Raw genomic sequence first — 18,629 nt, forward strand, 5'->3', positions numbered from 1 at the left:
CCAGAATCCAGGTTCGGATGGCAACGGCCTCTCAGGAATCCCCGCAACGACTAGGAGAACAACGCTATGTTTCAAATCATAAATCTTCGGTACCTGGCCCTGCTTGGCAGTCTCCTCCTGCTCCTGGCAACTGCGGGCCACGCGGCCGACTTCGTCGCCCGCGCCGACGGCACCGTCCGCGATCGCCAATCGGGGCTGGTCTGGCAGGCCATGGACGACGGGACGCCGCGTTCCTGGAGCAACGCCGAGATCTACTGCCAGGAGTTGAACCTGGGCGGCCTTCAGGGCTGGCGCCTTCCCCACCGGCCGGAACTTCAATCCCTGCTGCGCAAGGACGGCGCGGCGCCCCTGATCGACGAAACCCTCTTCCCCCTCACCAAGGCGCTCAAGTACTGGACCGCGGAGCGGGATACGAAGTTCGACACCTTTGCCTGGACCGTCGGTTTCGGCAGCGGCCTCGCCGGCCTCGACGACGTCGGCCGGATGAATTTCGTGCGTTGCGTGCATTGAGCCCCCCGAGGACCAGATCATGACCAACCGCCCGCCCGCCATCGACCTGACCCGCGCCACCCTCGGGATCTTCTTCCTCTGCCTGATGGTTGCGGCCTGCTTCTGGATTCTGCGCCCCTTTCTCCTCTCCCTGGCCTGGGCGGTCATGATCGTGGTTGCTACCTGGCCGCTCCTGCTTGGGGTTCAGGCGCGGTTGCGGGGGAACCGTTACCTGGCGGTACTGGTGATGACCGGGACCATGCTCCTCGTCTTCGTCATCCCCTTCGCTCTGGCTATCGGCACCATCGTCGACCATGCGCCGCAGATCGGTGCCTGGGCCAAGTCGCTGAGCCAACTCAGTCTCCCTGCGCCGCCCGCCTCGCTGGGCGGGCTGCCGCTGGTCGGACCGAAGCTGGCCGGGGGGTGGCAGCATCTGGCGGCCATGCCACCGGAGGAATGGAGCGGCCGGTTTGCCCCCTACCTGAAAAGTACCGGGGGGTGGCTGGCGGCCAAAGCGGGAAGTTTCGGCATGATGTTTGTGCACATCCTGCTGACCTTGGGGCTTTCGGCGCTCCTATATGCCCGGGGCGAGCAGGCGGGTCAGACCCTGGTCCGCTTCGCGCACAAGGTCGCCGGGAGCCAGGGAGAGACCAGCGTCCGTCTTGCGAGTCTGGCAATCCGGGCGGTCGCTCTCGGCGTGGTGGTGACCTCCCTGGTCCAGTCGATTCTCGCCGGCCTCGGGCTCGCCCTGGCCGGCATTCCCCTCGCCACCCTGCTGACCGCTCTGGTCTTCGTCCTGACCGTCGCCCAGATCGGGCCACTGCCAGTGCTGGTCCCTGCGGTCATCTGGCTTTACTGGCAGGACGACATTCTGTGGGGGACGGTCCTTCTGGTCTGGTCCCTGGTGGTAGTCAATCTGGATGCCTTCCTCCGGCCGATGTTGATCAAACGCGGCTCCAACCTCCCCCTGATTCTGATCTTCGGTGGCGTTCTCGGTGGTCTCTTCGCTTTCGGCATTATCGGGCTGTTCATCGGACCGGTGGTGCTGGCGGTCTCCTACACCCTGTTGATGGCCTGGATCGGCGACCATTCCACCGCGCAGGTCGCCTCGGCCCGGGCAGACGTTGCGGGCGACAACCCGGCTGGCGAAAACTGAGTCCGGACCCTCTTCCGCCGTCGCGTCCCCACCCTAAAAGCCCTGGCGGGCGATTGACACCCTTTCCTGGCCGGTGTTAGAGTTACACGTTTTTCCTTTCCGTCTCCCCCCGCCCCGAAAAGGCATGCGCTATGGACCAGAAACTCCAGCTTCTCCTCGACACCGTCCGCAAGCTGATCCGCCGGGGGGCGAGTCCCAACCTTTCCAAGGTGATCGGCAAGTCCCATCCCGCGGATATTGCCCATCTTTTCCGCTATCTCGATCTCAAGGAACAGAAGATCCTCTTCAACCTGATCGATAACCCCGAGACCGCCGCCTACGTCCTCTCGGAACTCGATCACGCTACCGGCGCCCAGCTCTTAGAGCAGATCGACAAGGAGACGATCACCGAAGTCCTGCAGGAGATGCCCTACGACGATGCCGTCGACATCATCCGCAACATGCCCGAGGAACTCGCCGAAGAGATCCTCGGCATCATGCAGGACGAGGACTCGGAGGAGATCGAACAGCTCCTCCTCTATGACGAGGACACCGCCGGCGGCATCATGTCGACGGAGATCTTCTCCCTCAACCAGGACCTCTCGGTTCAGGCGGCGATCGAGGCGGTGCAGCAGGCCGGCGACGTCGAGATGGTCTTCTACCTCTACGTTACCGACGAGCACAACCACCTCGTCGGCGTCCTCTCTCTGCGCCAGCTGCTAACGGTCTCGCCGAAGAAACTCCTCAAGGAGATCATGGGGCGCGAGGTGATCAGCGTGCGCACCGACATGGACCAGGAGGAGGTCGCCCACCTCGTCGCCAAGTACAACATCCTCGCCATCCCGGTCGTCGACGACGCCAACAAGCTGATGGGTCTGATCACCGTTGACGACGTCATCGACGTCATGCGCCAGGAGGCGACCGAGGATATCTACAAGATGGCCGGTGCCAGCGAGGAGGAGCTCCTCTACGGCAACCGCTCCTTCAAGATCGCCCGGCTGCGGCTGCCGTGGCTGATCACCAATCTCTTCGGCGGCATCATCACCGGCTACCTGATGTGGCTCTTCAAGGCGACCCTCGCCGAGGTCATCGCGCTGATCTCCTTCATCCCGGTTATCACCGGCATGGGCGGCAACGTCGGCGGCCAGTCCTCGACCATCGTGGTGCGCGGCTTCGCCACCGGCCGCATCGATTTTTCGACCCTCAGGCAGGTCTTCTTCAAGGAGCTGCGGGTCGGGGTGATCATGGGTGGCGTCTGCGGCGTCACTGTCGGCCTGGTGGCGCTGATCTGGCACCACAATATCGCCCTTGGTCTGGTGGTGGCGCTGGCGATGGTGGCGGCAATGACCGTCGCCGCCTGCATGGGGGTCCTTGCCCCCTCCTTCTTCAAGAAGATCGGTATCGACCCCGCCATCGCCTCCAGCCCTTTTGTCCAGACTGCCAACGACATCACCGGCATTCTCATCTATTTCGGTACCGCGACGATATTTTTGAAATTCCTGCACTGACGCCGGCCATTATGCCGATTACCAATTCAAGGAGCCGCCCATGAGCAAAGAGACCCCCGTCGAAGGGATGCCGATCGGCCTCACCCTCGACCCCGGCACCTACTACCGCTGCACCTGCGGCAAGTCCCAGAACCTCCCGTTCTGCGACGAGTCCCACAGCGGGTCGGAGAACTCGCCGATCCAGTTCAAGATCAAGAAGCGGCAGAAGGTTTACCTCTGCGGTTGCGGCCTGAGCGGCGACCAGCCTTTCTGCGACGGCAGCTGCGGGGTGTCGCTGGCGGGGCGGGAGTAAGCCCACGCCCACGCCAGTCTCCTCCCCCCGGTACACTTCCCCTGCCGAGCCCCTCCATGAACCTGCTGCGCACCGACGCCATCATCCTGCGCCATATCGATTACGGCGAATCCGACCGTATCGTCACCTTCTTCAGCGCCGAGCATGGTGTCTGCAAGGGGTTCGCCCGCAGCGCGCGCAAGAGCCGCAAACGCTTCGGCGCGGCGCTGGAGCCCTTTGCCCAGGTGCGGATGCACTGGGTGCCGGCGCAAGGGGAGCGGCTCGCTTCCCTTCGCGAGGCGGAGCTGGTCGATCTGCGCTCCGGGTTGCGCGGCGACCTGGTGGCGCTGGCGCTGGCCGGTTACGGCTGCGAACTGGTCGCGGCGCTGCTGGGGGACCAGACCGGGCAGGAACAGGCCTACCTGCTGCTTGCCTCGTTCCTCGATCATCTCGCCGCGGGCGGCGCGGCGCCGGTGGCGCGGCTTCTTTTCGAGCTGCGGCTGATCGAGATCGCCGGCTACATCCCCCACCTGCTCCACTGTGCCGAGTGCTTCGGTCCCCTCGCTCCGGGAATGGTCGATTTTGACGCCGCCCGTGGCGGCAGCCTCTGCGCCGCCTGCGGGCCGGGGCGGATCGCCGTCGATCTGCTCACCATCGGCACCCTGTCGCGGCTGCTGCGCGGACCGGTGACGGCCTTTGCCGGGGTGCGCCTCTCGGCGACCACCCTGGCCGAAGGCGCGGCGCTGGTCGGCAACGCCCTGCGCGAACATCTGCATCAGCCGATCCGCTCCCTCGCCTTCCTCGACGAGGTGCTGCGTCAGCCCCCACATTAAGTGCGCTTCAGCCGCGATTTTCCTGGCTCTTTGGCTTGACAGCCAGGGGCAAAAGGGCTAGAATTTTTCGCCTGTCGCTTTGTATACAGTATACTTTTCACGGTCCGCCCCGGCGGACCGGAACCGTCTTTTTCCGGAGGCAACGTGACCTTTCAGGACCTCATCCTTTCGCTCCAGAACTACTGGGCCAAACAGGGGTGCATCATCCAGCAGCCCTACGACGTCGAAAAGGGGGCCGGCACCTTCAACCCCGCCACCTTCCTGCGCGTCCTCGGTCCCGAACCGTGGAACGTCGCTTACGTCGAGCCGTCGCGCCGTCCCACCGACGGCCGTTACGGCGAGAATCCCAACCGCCTGCAGCACTACTACCAGTTCCAGGTGATTCTCAAGCCGTCGCCGATGAACATCCAGGAGCTCTACCTCGATTCGCTGAAGAGCTTCGGCATTGACCCGGCCAGGCACGACATCCGTTTCGTCGAGGATGACTGGGAGTCGCCGACCCTCGGCGCCTGGGGGCTGGGGTGGGAGGTCTGGCTCGACGGTATGGAAATCACCCAGTTCACCTACTTCCAGCAGGCCGGCGGCATCGACCTCAAGCCGGTCTCCGGTGAAATCACTTACGGCTGCGAACGTATCGCCATGTACCTGCAGGGAGTCGACAACGTCTACGATCTGGAGTGGGTCAAGGGGATCAGGTACGGCGACGTCCACCACCGCAGTGAGGTCGAATTCTCGACCTACAACTTCGAACAGGCCGATGTCTCGATGCTCCTCAACCTCTTCACCATGTACGAGAAGGAAGCGATCCGCCTGGTCGAGACCGGGCTGGTGCTGCCGGCCTACGACTATGTGATGAAGTGCTCCCATGCCTTCAACCTCCTCGATGCGCGCGGCGCGATCTCGGTCACCGAGCGCGCCAGCTACATCGGCCGGGTGCGCAACATGGCGCGCCTCTGCGCCGAGGGGTACGTGGCAATGCGCGAGAAGCTCGGTTTCCCGCTGCTGAAAAAGTAACGGCCGGCCAGGTCCGGCTTACCCATCTCTGGAGTTTCCATGTCCGCTGAACTGTTCCTCGAAATCGGTACCGAAGAGATTCCCGCCGGCTTTCTGCGCCCGGCGATGCAGGACCTCGAGCGCCTGCTGCGCAAGGAGCTCGAGAACGCCCGCATCGGCTTTGGCGCCATCCGCACCTTTGCCACGCCGCGACGGCTGGCGATCGCCGTGCAGGGGGTCGCCGACCTCCAGGAGCGCATGGAGCTGACCGTCGCCGGCCCCTCGGTGAAGGTCGCCTTCGATGCCGACGGTAAGCCGACCCGGGCCGCCGAAGGCTTCGCCCGCGCCAACGGCGTCGAAGTTGCCGCGCTGTCGCGCATGACCACCGACAAGGGGGAATACCTCTACCTCTCCAAGGTCGAAGAGGGCCGGCCGAGCGCCGAGCTCCTTCCCGAGATCCTGCCGCGGGTGATCACCGCGATCCCCTTCAAGAAGTCGATGCGCTGGAAGGATCTCGACATCCGCTTCGCGCGGCCGGTGCACTGGATCGTCGCCCTCTTCGGCGGCAAGGTAGTCCCCTTCGGTTTCGGCAACCTGAGCGCCGGCAACCGCTCCCGCGGCCACCGCTTCATGGCCAGTGAGGAGTTCGTGGTCGAGACTGTCGCCCAGTGGCAGGCCGAGCTTGCCAAGCGCTTCGTCATGGTCGACAAGGACGAGCGCCGGGCGCTGATCGAAAAGGGGATTGTCACCGCAGCCCAGCAGGTCGGCGGCACCGTCAACCCCGACCCCGAGCTGCTCGACGAGGTCAGCTACCTGGTCGAGGACGTTACCCCGCTCTGCGGTTCGATCGAGGAGCGCTTCCTGCAGCTGCCGCGGGAGCTGCTGATCACCTCGATGCGCGAGCACCAGCGCTACTTCACTGTCGCCGGCGCCGACGGCCAGCTGCTGCCGCACTTCATCACCATCTCCAATACCCGTCCCACCGATCCCTCGGTTGTCATCAAGGGGAACGAGCGGGTGCTGCGGGCGCGCCTCTCCGACGCCATGTTCTTCTGGAGCGAAGACCAGAAGGTGAAGCTCGAGAGCCGTCTCGAGGCGCTGAAGAATGTTGTCTACCAGCAGAAGCTCGGCACCAGCTATGAGAAGGTGATGCGCTTTCAGGAGCTGGCCGTCGGCCTCGCCGACCAGCTCGACCCGGCGGTGAAGGGGCTCACCGAGCGCGCCGCGCTCCTTGCCAAGTGCGACCTCGAGACCGGGATGGTCTACGAGTTTCCCGAGCTGCAGGGGGTGATGGGGCGCGAGTACGCCCGCCTCGAAGGGGAGGAAGAGCGGGTCGCGCTGGCGATCTTTGAGCACTACCTGCCGACCGGCGCCGGCGGCGAGCTGCCGTCCGACAACGTCGGCGCCTTCGTCTCCATCGCCGACAAGATCGACACCATCTGCGGCTGCTTCGGCGTCGGGCTGATCCCGACCGGCACCGCCGACCCCTACGCCCTGCGCCGCAGCGCCATCGGCATCCTCAATATCATCCTCGACCGGGGCTTCCGCCTCTCCCTGCCGCAGCTGGTGCGCCAGAGCGTCGCCCTGCTGGAAGGGAAGCTGACCCGCCCCGCGGCCGAGGTCCGGGCCGAGGTCGTCGAGTTCATCCGCCTGCGCCTGGTCAACCTGCTCGCCGGCCAGGACTATCCGGCCGACGTTATCGAGGCGGTCCTCTCGGCTGCCTTCGACGACGTCGTCGACGCCGTCGCCCGGGTCAAGGCTCTCGCCGAGCTCAAGGGACGCGCCGACTTCGAACCGCTGGCCATCGCTTTCAAGCGCGTCGTCAATATCATCAAGGGGGGGATCGCCACCCCAGTCGACCCGGCGCTCTTCGAAGCCGAATGCGAGCACGCCCTGCAGCAGGCGCTGACTGCCGCCGCCGGCGAAGTCGGCAAGCAGGTCGCCGCCGGCGACTACCCGGCGGCGCTGCGCACCATCGCCGGCCTGCGCGCCCCGGTCGATGCCTTCTTCGACGGCGTCATGGTCATGGCCAAGGACGAAAAGGTGAAAGAGAACCGCCTTGCCCTGCTCACCGGGGTGGCGCGGCTGTTCGAGGGGATCGCCGACTTCTCGCGCATCGCCTGAACCGCGAGCTGCGGAATGTGTTGGGTTTCGCTGCGCTCAACCCAACCTACCGATTCATCGTTCCGTTGGTGTAGGTTGGGTTGAATCTCAGGTGGGTCGAATTCCCCGAAGCTTGCTTCGATGAAAGCGATCAATCTAAACTTTTGATACCCCGTAGCTTGCTGCGGGGAGATTCATTGAAATGAAACCCAACACCGTTCCGGTATATTTCTATTTTTCCGCCGGCTGTTCCGGCATCCATAAAACGGGGAAACATGGGGGCACTGACGCTCCCGGCCAAATCATTCTGAGGAGGAGAGGTTGATGGCTGCGAAGTACGTATATTTCTTCGGCGACGGCAAGGCCGAAGGCAAAGGGGACATGAAGAACCTGCTCGGCGGCAAAGGCGCCAACCTGGCCGAGATGACCAGCATCGGACTGCCGGTGCCGGCAGGCTTTACCATCACCACCGAGGTCTGCACCGAGTTCTACAAGAACAACCGCAACTACCCCGCCAGCCTCAAAGGCGAAGTGGCCGAGCACCTGGCGCGGGTCGAGAAGCTGATGGGGAAGACCTTCGGCGACGCCAAAAACCCCCTGCTGGTCTCGGTGCGCTCCGGCGCCCGCGCCTCGATGCCGGGGATGATGGACACCGTCCTCAATCTCGGTCTCAACGACACCACCGTGCAGGGGGTCATCGCCCAGAGCGGTGACGAGCGCTTCGCCTACGACTCCTACCGGCGCTTTATCCAGATGTATTCCAACGTCGTCCTCGATCTCGACGGCGACATCCTCGAGCATATCCTCGAGCAGATGAAGGAGAAGCGCGGCGTCCACCAGGATACCCAGCTCACCGCCGCCGACCTCAAGGAACTGGTCGGCCTGTTCAAGCAGCAGGTCAAGTCGGAGCTCGGCCGCGACTTCCCCGAAGATCCGGAAGAGCAGCTCTGGGGCGCCATCGGCGCCGTCTTCGGTTCCTGGATGAATCCCCGCGCCATCACCTACCGCAAGCTCAACAACATCCCTGCCGAATGGGGAACCGCGGTCAATGTCCAGTCGATGGTTTTCGGCAATATGGGGGATGATTGCGCCACCGGCGTCGCCTTCACCCGCGACCCGGCGACCGGCGAGGACTACTTCTACGGCGAGTTCCTGGTCAACGCCCAGGGCGAGGACGTGGTCGCCGGCATCCGCACCCCGCAGCCGATCAACAGGGCCGGCGGCGACGGTACCCTGCCGTCGATGGAAGAGGTGATGCCCGAGTGCTACGGCCAGCTGGTGAAAATCCGCGCCATCCTCGAAAAGCATTACCGCGATATGCAGGATATCGAGTTCACCATCGAAAAAGGGAAGCTCTTCATGCTGCAGACCCGCAACGGCAAGCGCACCGCCAGGGCGGCGGTGAAGGTCGCCGTCGATATGGCGAGCGAGGGGCTGATCAGCGAGCAGGAAGCGGTGCTGCGCGTCGAGCCGTCCCAGCTTGACCAGCTGTTGCACCCCTCCCTCGACCCGGCAGCGAAGAAGGATGTCATCGCCAAGGGGCTGCCCGCCTCCCCCGGCGCGGCCGGCGGCGAGGTGGTCTTCTCCGCCGACGACGCCGAGAATGCCGCAAAAATCGGCCTCAAGGTGATCCTGGTGCGGGTCGAGACGAGCCCCGAGGATATCCACGGCATGCACGCCGCCCAGGGGATTCTGACCGCTAGAGGCGGCATGACCAGCCACGCGGCGGTGGTCGCCCGCGGCATGGGCAAGTGCTGCGTCTCCGGCTGCGGCGACATCAAGGTCGATTACCGCAATGAGCAGTTCACCACCAGGGACGGCACCGTCATCAAGAAGGGGGAAATCATCACCCTCGACGGTTCCACCGGCGAAGTGATCAAGGGGGCGGTGCCGACGGTGCAGCCCGAGCTTTCCGGCGACTTCGGCAAGCTGATGACCTGGGTCGACCAGATCCGGCGCCTCAAGGTGCGCACCAACGCCGACACCCCCCACGATGCCAAGGTCGCGCGCGAGTTCGGCGCCGAGGGGATCGGCCTCTGCCGCACCGAGCACATGTTCTTCGAAGGAGAGCGGATCATGGCGGTGCGCGAGATGATCCTCGCTGCCGACCTCGAGGGGCGCAAGAAGGCCCTGGCCAAGATCCTGCCGATGCAGAAAGGGGACTTCCTCGGCCTCTTCCGCGAGATGAAGGGGCTGCCGGTCACCATCCGCCTGCTCGATCCGCCGCTGCACGAGTTCCTGCCGCACACCGACAAGGAGATCGAGGAACTCGCCGGGGTGATGAAGGTGACGCCCGCGATCCTCAAGAACAAGGCGGAATTTCTGCATGAGTTCAACCCGATGCTCGGTCACCGCGGCTGCCGCCTCGGCATCACCTTCCCCGAAATCTACGACATGCAGGTCCAGGCGATCATGGAGGCGGCCTGCGAACTGATCAAGAACGAGGGGTACCAGATCGTCCCCGAGATCATGATTCCCCTCGTCGCCGAGGTGAAGGAGCTGGCGGTCCTCAAGGCCAACGCTGTCCGCGTCGCCGACGAGGTAATCGCCAAGTACGGGGTCAAGGTCGAGTACCTGATCGGCACCATGATCGAACTGCCGCGCGCCGCGCTGACCGCCGACAAGATTGCCGAAGAGGCCGAGTTCTTCTCCTTCGGCACCAACGACCTGACCCAGACCACCTACGGCCTCTCCCGCGATGACGCCGGCAAGTTCCTTCCCTTCTACGTCGAGAAGGAGCTCTTCCCGGTCGATCCCTTCGTGGCGCTCGACCAGGCCGGCGTCGGCCAGCTGGTGCAGATGGGCTGCGAGAAGGGACGCGCCACCCGCCCCAACATCAAGCTCGGCATCTGTGGCGAACACGGCGGCGAGCCCACCAGCGTCATCTTCTGCCACCAGATCGGCCTCGACTACGTCTCCTGCTCCCCCTTCCGGGTTCCCATCGCCCGGCTCGCCGCGGCCCACGCGGTGCTGAAGGAGAAGTAAGCCAGGGTGATTTTCCTCCCACCGGCATTAGCACTCGGCCCCCGGCTTGTTCCCGGGGGCCGAACTTTTTGGCCATTGCTGATTTCGGCCGGAACCTGTCTGCAAATTATTGTGGTTAAATTGAACCGTTACTATTCCGCCAGGAATGTACCTGCTCCCTGTGGTTCCGGTTCTGGCTCCTGTTCCGCAATGGAAGTGCCCTGCTGAGCGGTGACAACGGAGGTTATCATGAAAATTGTCGTGCTGGATGGACACACCCTCAACCCCGGAGACCTCGACTGGGCGCCGCTGGCCGCCCTGGGGAAACTGGAGATTTTTGAACGCAGCGTCCCCGGCGAGGTGGAGGTGCGCTGCGCCGGGGCCGAAATCGTGCTGACCAACAAGGTCCCCTTCGACGCCGCGCGCCTGGGACGCCTCCCTGAGCTGCGCTACCTCGGCGTGACTGCCACCGGCACCAACGTGGTTGACCTCGCCGCGGCCCGGGCGCAGGGGGTGACGGTGACCAACGTCCCGGCCTACAGCACGCCGTCGGTGGCGGAGCATGTCTTCGCCCTCCTCCTCGCCCTGGCGCGCCGGGTCGAGGGGCACGCGGCGCTGGTGCGGGAAGGGCGCTGGAGTTCGGCACCGGATTTCTCTTTCTGGGAAGGGGAGCTGGTGGAACTGGCGGGGCGGCGTCTGGGGGTGGTCGGTTGCGGCGCCATCGGCCGGGCCGTGATCCGGATCGGCCAGGCCTTCGGCATGGAGGTGGCGGCGCACACCGCCCATCCGGAACGCCACCGGGCGGAGTTGCCGGGCGTGGCATTCCTGCCGCTGGAGGAGCTGCTGGCAAGCAGCGACGTGGTCAGTCTCCATTGCCCGCTGACCCCGGCGACGGAAAAGCTGCTCGACGCCCGCCGGCTGGCGCTGCTGCGTACCGGCGCTTACCTGCTCAACACCGGCCGCGGGCCGCTGGTCGACGAGGCGGCCTTGGCCGCGGCCCTTAACGCGGGCCAGCTCGCCGGGGCCGGCCTCGATGTTCTTGCCGCGGAACCGCCGGCCCCCGACAACCCGCTGCTCAGCGCCCGCAACTGCCTGATTACGCCGCACACTGCCTGGGCGACCCGGGCCGCCCGTTCCCGGCTGCTGGCGGTAGTGGTCGCCAATGTCGCGGCCTTCATCGCCGGGGCGCCGCAGAATGTGGTGAACTGAGGGGGGGGACTGCTATGCCGGAGGGGACGAGGAGGGCCGATAGTGAGGAGAGGGCAGGCGAAGTTTCCGGGGGCTGATGGCGCACCCTGCCTTGACAGCACTGGCGGGCGGGTGGTATAAATCGCCCTCCTCGAACGAACAAACCGGGCCGCCGGGGGGGATTCCCCCGGCGGCTCTTTGCCTGCAAGGACCTCCATGACTGGTAAGACCCCCGCTCCCGGCGACACCGTCGAAGCCCGCTGTACCCGCTGTCGGACCCTCACCAACCACACCATCGTCGCCCTGGTCGAAACCCGCATCGCCCGGGTTCAGTGCAACACCTGCGGCGGGACCCACAATTTTCATCCCCCGGCCGAGCCGGCCAAGTCGCGGACCAAAGCCGTCAGGACCAAGGCCGAACCCCGGGTTTCCGCCAAGGGGAAAGGGGACCAGCTCGCCTGGCAGCAGGCCTGCAGCGAAGCCGATCCCGCCAGCGCCGCACCCTATGCCATGGACCGCAGCTACAAGGTCGGGACGCTCGTCAACCATCCCCTTTTCGGGGTTGGTATCGTTACTCTTCTCACTCCGCCCAACAAGGTCGAGATCCTCTTCCAGGCCGGTCGCAAACTGCTGCGCTGCGCCTGAGCCGTTGCCCCGCCGTCAATCGCCGCTAAGCTTGATACTGAATCGACCTGGCTGTCGTTATGGCGGGCAGAGAAGGCGGAGCGGATGGAGGGACAGTGGATATTGTCGAACTGCATGCCTGGGAGATGGACTACCGGCAGGCTGTTGCCCTGCAGCGCCGCCTCGCCGATCAGGTAGTACTGCAGCTCCCCCCGGGCTGGCAGGGACGCAGCGTCGCCGGGGTCGATGTCTCGTATGAAAAGCACGGCGAGCTCTTCTTTGCCGCAGTGGTGGTGCTGCGGTTTCCCGAGCTGACGCCGCTGGCGGTGGCAACGGCGCAGGCCCGGGTCAGCTTCCCCTACATCCCGGGCCTGCTCTCCTTTCGGGAGCTGCCGGTGCTGCTCGAAGCCTTCCGGCGTCTCGAAACGGTTCCCGATGCCGTCCTGGTGGATGGTCAGGGGATCGCCCATCCCCGCGGCTTGGGGCTGGCAAGCCATCTTGGCCTTTGGCTCGGGCTACCGACCGTCGGCTGCGCCAAGAGCCGCCTCTGCGGCGAACATGCTCCTCCCGGTCCGTGCCGTGGCGACCGGGAAGTCCTGCTGCTGGAGGGCGCGCCGGTCGGCGCTGTCCTCACCACCCGCGATTGCGTCAAGCCCCTTTATATCTCCCCCGGACATTGCATTGACATCGACTCCGCCGTCGCCCTGGCCCTCGCCTGCGGCGGCCGCTACCGGTTGCCGGAGCCGACCCGGCAGGCCCACCTGCTGACCAACCGCCTGCGCCTTGCTGCGCGGGAGGCGTAGCTAGGCCGTTTCAGGCGACGCTGACTTCGAGGCGGCCGACGCCGTCGATCTCGCCGACCAGGGTCTCGCCGCTCTTGACCGGACCGACGCCGGCCGGGGTGCCGGTGAGGATGACGTCGCCCGCTTCGAGGGTGAAGAGGCGGGAGGCGTAGCTGATGATCTCCGGCAACTGCCGCATCATCAGGGCCGTGGTCGCATCCTGCTTCACGACGCCATCGATGGTGAAGCGGATCGGCAGCTCGTGGGGGTCGGCGACCTGCGCGGCGGGGACGAAGTCGGAGAGGGGGCAGGCAGTGTCGAAGCCCTTGGCCGCTTCCCAGGGGAGCCCCTTGGCCTTGAGCGCCCCCTGCAGGTCGCGCAGGGTCAGGTCGATACCGACGCCATAGCCGGCGACGCAGGCCATCGCCTCCTCGGGAGATACATCCTTGACGGTGCGGCCGATGAGGACTGCCAGCTCCACCTCGTGGTGGCAGTCGCTGGAGCTGGCCGGGATCACTACGGTGCCGCCGTTGCCGATGATACTGGTGGCCGGCTTGATGAAGAGGACCGGGGCGTCGGGGACGGCATTGCCGAGTTCCTTGATGTGGTCGACGTAGTTGCGCGCCAGGCAGACGACCTTGCCGACGCTGAATTCCTGGCCGGTGGCGGGGATGCGGACGGTTGCCATATTCTGCTCCTTCTCTGGGGGATGAAATCAGTTTACCGACCCTGACCGGGATGGTCAGAAGGGCGTGCAGGCCAGGACCGGAAAAACCTTTCGCGCGAATCACTTCGGGTAAGATTTGATGCAATTCGGATTTGCCAAAGGGCAACAATTGTCTCACGCAACGCCGCTATGCCGCGGGGTTGCGGTTCTTTAGTGTGAAGTAGAAACCCCCGTCCTCTGGACGGGGTCAGAGTCCTTTGGCTTTGCCAAAAGGGCTCATGGCAATCCATATTCAGGCGTTGTTCCCGCAACGACCTGAACAGAAAGGAAAGCCATGAGCCGTTTTCGAAAATTAACACATGCGATCTGGCACTGCCAGTATCACATCGTCTGGGTGCCCAAGTATCGCTTCCGGATATTGGAAGGTGAACTGGCGCAAGAAGTTCGAGCGTGTATCCGGATCTTCAGCGAGCAGAGTCACTGCGAGGTCGTCGAGCTGAATGTCCAGAAAGACCATATTCACCTGATCATCATGGTGCCGCCCAAGGTGTCCATTTCGGAGTTGATGGGGCGCCTGAAGGGCCGATCAGCGATACGTATTTTAAAGAACCATCCCAAGTTGCGGAAGAAACGCTACTGGGGCAATCATTTTTGGGCGCCCGGCTACTGCGTTGACACGGTAGGCCTGGATGCCGAGATGATCAGGCGCTACGTGCGGTATCAAGAGCAGCATGAGAAGAAAGTGGAACAACAGCAACTCAAATTCTAATTGTTGTGGACGTGGGAACAACGCTCCGGGAGGGTGTAAAAAAGATTGTGTAAATGGCCATTCAGGGGTACACCGGGACCCCACCCTCTAAGGAGCCCCCATGGCCATCGAAAAAGATCTGCTGGACCGTCTGCTTGCCGACTACAAGAAGCCCGAAGACCTGATCGGCGAAACCGGCTTGCTTAAACAGCTCACCAAGGCCCTTCTGGAACGAGCTTTGGAAGCGGAATTGACCCAACACCTGGGGCACGAGAAGCATGCTCCCGTGGCCACGAAAGGCGGCAATGCCCGCAATGGCAAGTCGGCCAAAACCATCAAGGGCGAATTCGGCAAACTGCCGATCGAGGTTCCGCGTGACCGGGACAGCAGCTTCGAGCCGCTCATCATTCCCAAGGGCCAGACCCGCTTCGCCGGCTTCGACGGCAAGATCATCTCCCTCTACGCCCGGGGGATGACGACCCGGGAGATCCAGGGGCATCTGGAAGAGATTTATGGCGTCGAGGTCTCTCCCGCCCTCATTTCCAGCGTGACCGATGCCGTCGCGGACGAGGTCAAGATCTGGCAGAACCGACCGCTCGACGCCCTCTATCCCATCGTCTATATGGACGCGGTCCGGGTCAAGGTGCGAGACAACGGCCACGTCAGCAATAAAGCGGTCTACCTGGCCCTGGGCGTCACCCTGGACGGCATCAAGGAGGTCCTGGGCATGTGGGTGGCCGAGAACGAGGGCGCCAAGTTCTGGCTACAGGTGGTGACCGAGTTGAAAAACCGGGGTGTCGAAGACATCTTCATCGCCTGCGTGGACGGGCTCAAAGGTTTCCCCGAGGCCATCGAAGCAGTCTTTCCTCGCACCCAGGTCCAGCTCTGCCTCGTTCACATGGTGCGCCATTCTCTCCGCTACGTCTCCTGGAAACAGCGCAAGGAAGTGGCGGCCGATCTGAAGTCCATTTACCAGGCCGCGACGGCCGAGCAGGCCGAAATGAACCTGACGGAGTTCGAAGCGAAGTGGGATAAAACCCACCCCTCCATCGGCCAGTCCTGGCGGCGCAACTGGGAGAGAATCACCCCTTTTTTCGCCTACCCGGCGGAGATTCGCAAGGTGATCTACACCACCAATGCGATCGAATCGCTGAACATGTCGCTGCGCAAGGTCACCAAGAACCGGGGCTCATTCCCCAACGACGCAGCCATGTTCAAACTGCTCTACCTGGCGCTGAACAATATCGCCAAGAAATGGACCCTGCCGATTCGGGACTGGAAGGCCGCCCTCAACCAGTTCTCTATCTTGTTCGAAGGCAGGTTGCCGGTTTACTGACGACAAAAACCCAAGCCATTTACACAAACTGATTTACACCGCCCGCTCCGGTGACCCTCTTTGGGGGTCACCGGCAACGCCCCCTCTGGGGGCGCCTTTAAAGCCCCGTCCTCTGGGCGGGGTTTTTTTACTGTGAAGTAGAAACCCCCGTCCTCTGGACGGGGTCAGAGTCCTTTGGCTTTGCCAAAAGGGCTCATGGCAATCCATATTCAGGCGTTGTTCCCGCAACGACCTGAACAGAAAGGAAAGCCATGAGCCGTTTTCGAAAATTAACACATGCGATCTGGCACTGCCAGTATCACATCGTCTGGGTGCCCAAGTATCGCTTCCGGATATTGGAAGGTGAACTGGCGCAAGAAGTTCGAGCGTGTATCCGGATCTTCAGCGAGCAGAGTCACTGCGAGGTCGTCGAGCTGAATGTCCAGAAAGACCATATTCACCTGATCATCATGGTGCCGCCCAAGGTGTCCATTTCGGAGTTGATGGGGCGCCTGAAGGGCCGATCAGCGATACGTATTTTAAAGAACCATCCCAAGTTGCGGAAGAAACGCTACTGGGGCAATCATTTTTGGGCGCCCGGCTACTGCGTTGACACGGTAGGCCTGGATGCCGAGATGATCAGGCGCTACGTGCGGTATCAAGAGCAGCATGAGAAGAAAGTGGAACAACAGCAACTCAAATTCTAATTGTTGTGGACGTGGGAACAACGCTCCGGTGACCCTCTTTGGGGGTCACCGGCAACGCCCCCTCTGGGGGCGCCTTTAAAGCCCCGTCCTCTGGGCGGGGTTTTTTTACCCAGGTCCAGGCATTCTTGCCAAAATCGGGTTCAGTTTTGAGGTTTCGCTTTCGTCGCGTCGTTACGTCGTCGCGTGAGAATCGCCCTTTCACAATTTTTGGTGTCCAGGCCTGATCCGAAATTTATCCGAAGTGATCGGACTTGATCCGCGTGAAACGCTTTTGGCTTTTCGTTCTAACGACTTGCCCGCGGCAGCGCCCAGTTGCCGCGGATCGCCAGCAGCCGGACGACGATGGTCAGCAGTGCGGCGAGCAGGGCGGCCAGCCCCGGCGGCAGCGGCGTCTGGCGCAGCGCTACCAGCAGGACGCCGCCAGCGAGGCAGGCCGAGGCGTAGATTTCGCGGCGCAGGATCAGGGGTACCTGGCCGGAAAGGACATCGCGCAGCACGCCGCCGGCAGTGGCGGTCATCACCCCCATCAGCACCGCGCCGAGCCAGCCGCTGCCGAGGGCGAGGGCCTTGCCGCTGCCGATGACGACAAAGGTGCCGAGGCCGACGGCGTCGAAGTAGAGGAGGGGGTGCTGGAGAAAATCGAGATGGCGGTGCCAGCAGAAGACGGCCAGGGCCACCGCCAGAGAGATATAGAGGTAGGTTTCGTTCTCGAGGCAGAAGGGACGGGCGCCGAGGAGGAGGTCGCGCAGGGTGCCGCCGCCGGTGGCGGTGACCAGGCCGAGGACGACCACACCGAAGAGGTCCATCTCGCGACGGATGCCGGCCCAGGCGCCGGAGGCGGCGAAGGCGGCGGTACCGATCAGGTCGAGGATGTAGAGCAGGTTCATGGCACGCCTCCGGACCGGCAGAATAGCCCCTTGCCGGGGAAAATGCAAGGGGTGGCAGCGGCGCCAAGGTGTGCTAAGATAGCCCGGTCGTGGCCCCGTCGCCCGGCGAATCCAGCAGCGCGAGGCCGGCATGCTCCTCCCCCTTGGCGACAGCCCGAATCCCCCCGGACGCCCTTACGTCAACTACCTGCTGATCGGGATCAATATCGCGGTCTTCCTCGGCGTCTCCCTGCCGCTGATGTGGACGCGCCCCGACCTCAACGATCCGCTCCTCAGTGAGTACCTGCGCGCCATGGGCGCGCGCGGCACCCTCCCGGTGCGCGACATCCTGCAACACGTTTCGGCCTACGATCTTCTCACCTTCGAGTACGGGTTTCGCCCCGTTTCTCCCTCGTTGCTGACGCTCTTCACCTCGCTCTTTCTCCATGGCGGGTGGATGCACATCATCGGCAACATGCTCTTTCTGGCGATCTTCGGCGACAACGTCGAGTACCGTCTCGGCCACCTCGGTTATCTCCTCGTCTACATCGGCACCGGGATCGCGGCGACCCTCTTTTTCGGTTTTTTCGTCCCCGGCTCGCCGATACCGTTGATCGGAGCTTCGGGGGCGATCTCCGGCGTGCTCGGCTGTTATTTTCTCTGGTATCCACGCAACCGGGTCAAGACCTTTGTCTTCCTCTTTCCCTTTATCATCGGCAACTACCTGATTCCGGCGCGCTGGGTGCTCGGTTTCTTCCTGCTGGTCGACAACCTGCTCCCCTTCCTCCTCACCCGGGGGGGCGGCAGCGGGGTCGCCCACGGCGCCCACATCGGCGGCTTTTTGGCCGGCCTCGGCGTCTCCTGGCTGGTCGATCGTCGCGCCCATCATCCAACCCGGAGCAGTGTCCGTTTTTCGCCCGAAGCCGAACCGGTCGAAACGGCTCCCGCGTCCGATGACCGGCCGGAACTGATCTCCCGCAGTATCGCCGCGGGGCGCATGGCCAGGGCCACCGGGCTTTTCCTCGATGCACCCGACCGCGCCAGCCGCAACGCGGTGGCCAGCGAAGATGTTTTGCGCATCGGCGAATTTCTCCTCGAGAACTGGCTCTTTTCCCAGGCCCTGGCGGTTTTTCGACGCTTCATCGCCGAACGCTCCGGTGATCCGGGCATCGACCGCGCCTATCTCGGCGCCGGCCTGGCGATGATGCGGCAGCCGCGGGGACTGACCGCCGCCTACCATTATTTTCTCGCCGCCATCGACGCTGCCCGCACCCCGCAGACTGCCGAGGCCGCCCGCCGCCAGTTGCGGGCCATCGAGCGGTTGGAGGTTACAGAGTGAAAGGCGCGGGAAGGAGCTTTGCGTTAAAAGTTCTAAGTTTTGCGTTTTTGGTTTTGAGTTGAAAACAATGGCCCGGCCCCCAGTTTCCGAATCGCGA

The 18,629-nt window shown here is 63.8% G+C and carries 17 protein-coding genes; 15 read left to right on the forward strand and 2 right to left on the reverse strand.

The annotated features are described in order from the left end of the window. Positions 1 to 66 precede the first annotated feature (66 nt). The 11 genes from DBW_RS04980 (at position 67) to nfi (ending at position 12,911) form a co-directional block, all read left to right on the forward strand. A complete protein-coding gene (locus tag DBW_RS04980; RefSeq protein WP_066725120.1) occupies positions 67 to 510 on the forward strand; it encodes an Lcl C-terminal domain-containing protein in 444 nt (147 codons plus the stop codon). 19 nt (positions 511 to 529) lie between these two features. Continuing rightward, positions 530 to 1,645, forward strand: coding sequence for an AI-2E family transporter YdiK (ydiK, locus tag DBW_RS04985; protein WP_066725121.1), 1,116 nt, complete (start codon positions 530 to 532; stop codon positions 1,643 to 1,645). Positions 1,646 to 1,776: 131 nt separating this feature from the next. Further along, complete coding sequence (gene mgtE, locus DBW_RS04990; protein ID WP_066725123.1) at positions 1,777 to 3,132, forward strand: magnesium transporter; 1,356 nt, start codon at positions 1,777 to 1,779, stop codon at positions 3,130 to 3,132. 40 nt (positions 3,133 to 3,172) lie between these two features. Continuing rightward, the gene (locus DBW_RS04995; RefSeq protein WP_066725125.1) at positions 3,173 to 3,424 is read left to right on the forward strand and encodes a CDGSH iron-sulfur domain-containing protein; all 252 of its coding nucleotides are present in this window, start codon (positions 3,173 to 3,175) and stop codon (positions 3,422 to 3,424) included. Between the two features lie 56 nt (positions 3,425 to 3,480). Further along, positions 3,481 to 4,236, forward strand: a complete 756-nt coding sequence (gene recO / locus DBW_RS05000) for a DNA repair protein RecO (RefSeq protein ID WP_066725127.1) — start codon at positions 3,481 to 3,483, stop codon at positions 4,234 to 4,236. 144 nt (positions 4,237 to 4,380) lie between these two features. Beyond that, the gene (glyQ, locus tag DBW_RS05005) at positions 4,381 to 5,250 is read left to right on the forward strand and encodes a glycine--tRNA ligase subunit alpha (protein ID WP_066725129.1); all 870 of its coding nucleotides are present in this window, start codon (positions 4,381 to 4,383) and stop codon (positions 5,248 to 5,250) included. A 39-nt stretch (positions 5,251 to 5,289) separates the two neighbouring features. Beyond that, the gene (gene glyS / locus DBW_RS05010) at positions 5,290 to 7,353 is read left to right on the forward strand and encodes a glycine--tRNA ligase subunit beta (RefSeq protein ID WP_066725135.1); all 2,064 of its coding nucleotides are present in this window, start codon (positions 5,290 to 5,292) and stop codon (positions 7,351 to 7,353) included. A 303-nt stretch (positions 7,354 to 7,656) separates the two neighbouring features. Then, positions 7,657 to 10,317 carry a pyruvate, phosphate dikinase gene (gene ppdK / locus DBW_RS05015; RefSeq protein ID WP_066725138.1) on the forward strand — a complete coding sequence of 887 codons (2,661 nt, stop codon included), beginning with the start codon at positions 7,657 to 7,659 and terminating at the stop codon, positions 10,315 to 10,317. A 228-nt stretch (positions 10,318 to 10,545) separates the two neighbouring features. Then, a complete protein-coding gene (locus DBW_RS05020; protein WP_066725140.1) occupies positions 10,546 to 11,505 on the forward strand; it encodes a D-2-hydroxyacid dehydrogenase in 960 nt (319 codons plus the stop codon). A gap of 195 nt (positions 11,506 to 11,700) precedes the next feature. Then, positions 11,701 to 12,129 (forward strand): hypothetical protein, encoded by a 429-nt coding sequence (locus DBW_RS05025; protein ID WP_066725142.1) that lies wholly within the window; start codon positions 11,701 to 11,703, stop codon positions 12,127 to 12,129. Positions 12,130 to 12,224: 95 nt separating this feature from the next. Next, complete coding sequence (gene nfi / locus DBW_RS05030; RefSeq protein ID WP_082820191.1) at positions 12,225 to 12,911, forward strand: deoxyribonuclease V; 687 nt, start codon at positions 12,225 to 12,227, stop codon at positions 12,909 to 12,911. A 10-nt stretch (positions 12,912 to 12,921) separates the two neighbouring features. On the opposite strand, the gene DBW_RS05035 is transcribed toward nfi, so the two are convergent. Further along, positions 12,922 to 13,578 (reverse strand): fumarylacetoacetate hydrolase family protein, encoded by a 657-nt coding sequence (locus tag DBW_RS05035; protein WP_066725148.1) that lies wholly within the window; start codon positions 13,576 to 13,578, stop codon positions 12,922 to 12,924. A gap of 313 nt (positions 13,579 to 13,891) precedes the next feature. Between DBW_RS05035 and tnpA (DBW_RS05040) the strand changes: the two genes are divergently transcribed. The 3 genes from tnpA (DBW_RS05040) (at position 13,892) to tnpA (DBW_RS05050) (ending at position 16,327) form a co-directional block, all read left to right on the forward strand. Further along, positions 13,892 to 14,326, forward strand: a complete 435-nt coding sequence (tnpA, locus tag DBW_RS05040; protein WP_066724805.1) for an IS200/IS605 family transposase — start codon at positions 13,892 to 13,894, stop codon at positions 14,324 to 14,326. 100 nt (positions 14,327 to 14,426) lie between these two features. Beyond that, positions 14,427 to 15,641, forward strand: a complete 1,215-nt coding sequence (locus DBW_RS05045; RefSeq protein ID WP_066722594.1) for an IS256 family transposase — start codon at positions 14,427 to 14,429, stop codon at positions 15,639 to 15,641. 251 nt (positions 15,642 to 15,892) lie between these two features. Beyond that, complete coding sequence (gene tnpA, locus DBW_RS05050; RefSeq protein ID WP_066724805.1) at positions 15,893 to 16,327, forward strand: IS200/IS605 family transposase; 435 nt, start codon at positions 15,893 to 15,895, stop codon at positions 16,325 to 16,327. Positions 16,328 to 16,611: 284 nt separating this feature from the next. Here tnpA (DBW_RS05050) and DBW_RS05055 read toward each other — a convergent pair whose 3' ends face one another. Then, positions 16,612 to 17,214 (reverse strand): trimeric intracellular cation channel family protein, encoded by a 603-nt coding sequence (locus DBW_RS05055; RefSeq protein ID WP_066725151.1) that lies wholly within the window; start codon positions 17,212 to 17,214, stop codon positions 16,612 to 16,614. A gap of 130 nt (positions 17,215 to 17,344) precedes the next feature. On the opposite strand from DBW_RS05055, the gene DBW_RS05060 reads away from it, so the two are divergent. Next, positions 17,345 to 18,532 (forward strand): rhomboid family intramembrane serine protease, encoded by a 1,188-nt coding sequence (locus DBW_RS05060; RefSeq protein WP_066725154.1) that lies wholly within the window; start codon positions 17,345 to 17,347, stop codon positions 18,530 to 18,532. Positions 18,533 to 18,629: the final 97 nt, after the last annotated feature.

Source organism: Desulfuromonas sp. DDH964 (assembly GCF_001611275.1).
Classification (GTDB): Bacteria; Desulfobacterota; Desulfuromonadia; order Desulfuromonadales; family DDH964; genus DDH964.

Excerpts from the sequence above, each read along its gene's own strand:
- DBW_RS05045 (WP_066722594.1), top strand. The coding sequence starts at position 14,427 with ATGGCCATCGAAAAAGATCTGCTGGACCGTCTGCTTGCCGACTACAAG.
- mgtE (WP_066725123.1), top strand. The coding sequence starts at position 1,777 with ATGGACCAGAAACTCCAGCTTCTCCTCGACACCGTCCGCAAGCTGATC.
- ydiK (WP_066725121.1), top strand. The coding sequence starts at position 530 with ATGACCAACCGCCCGCCCGCCATCGACCTGACCCGCGCCACCCTCGGG.
- DBW_RS05035 (WP_066725148.1), bottom strand. The coding sequence starts at position 13,578 with ATGGCAACCGTCCGCATCCCCGCCACCGGCCAGGAATTCAGCGTCGGC.
- ppdK (WP_066725138.1), top strand. The coding sequence starts at position 7,657 with ATGGCTGCGAAGTACGTATATTTCTTCGGCGACGGCAAGGCCGAAGGC.
- DBW_RS05060 (WP_066725154.1), top strand. The coding sequence starts at position 17,345 with ATGCTCCTCCCCCTTGGCGACAGCCCGAATCCCCCCGGACGCCCTTAC.
- tnpA (WP_066724805.1), top strand. The coding sequence starts at position 15,893 with ATGAGCCGTTTTCGAAAATTAACACATGCGATCTGGCACTGCCAGTAT.
- glyS (WP_066725135.1), top strand. The coding sequence starts at position 5,290 with ATGTCCGCTGAACTGTTCCTCGAAATCGGTACCGAAGAGATTCCCGCC.
- DBW_RS04995 (WP_066725125.1), top strand. The coding sequence starts at position 3,173 with ATGAGCAAAGAGACCCCCGTCGAAGGGATGCCGATCGGCCTCACCCTC.
- DBW_RS05020 (WP_066725140.1), top strand. The coding sequence starts at position 10,546 with ATGAAAATTGTCGTGCTGGATGGACACACCCTCAACCCCGGAGACCTC.
- DBW_RS05025 (WP_066725142.1), top strand. The coding sequence starts at position 11,701 with ATGACTGGTAAGACCCCCGCTCCCGGCGACACCGTCGAAGCCCGCTGT.
- recO (WP_066725127.1), top strand. The coding sequence starts at position 3,481 with ATGAACCTGCTGCGCACCGACGCCATCATCCTGCGCCATATCGATTAC.
- DBW_RS04980 (WP_066725120.1), top strand. The coding sequence starts at position 67 with ATGTTTCAAATCATAAATCTTCGGTACCTGGCCCTGCTTGGCAGTCTC.
- tnpA (WP_066724805.1), top strand. The coding sequence starts at position 13,892 with ATGAGCCGTTTTCGAAAATTAACACATGCGATCTGGCACTGCCAGTAT.
- DBW_RS05055 (WP_066725151.1), bottom strand. The coding sequence starts at position 17,214 with ATGAACCTGCTCTACATCCTCGACCTGATCGGTACCGCCGCCTTCGCC.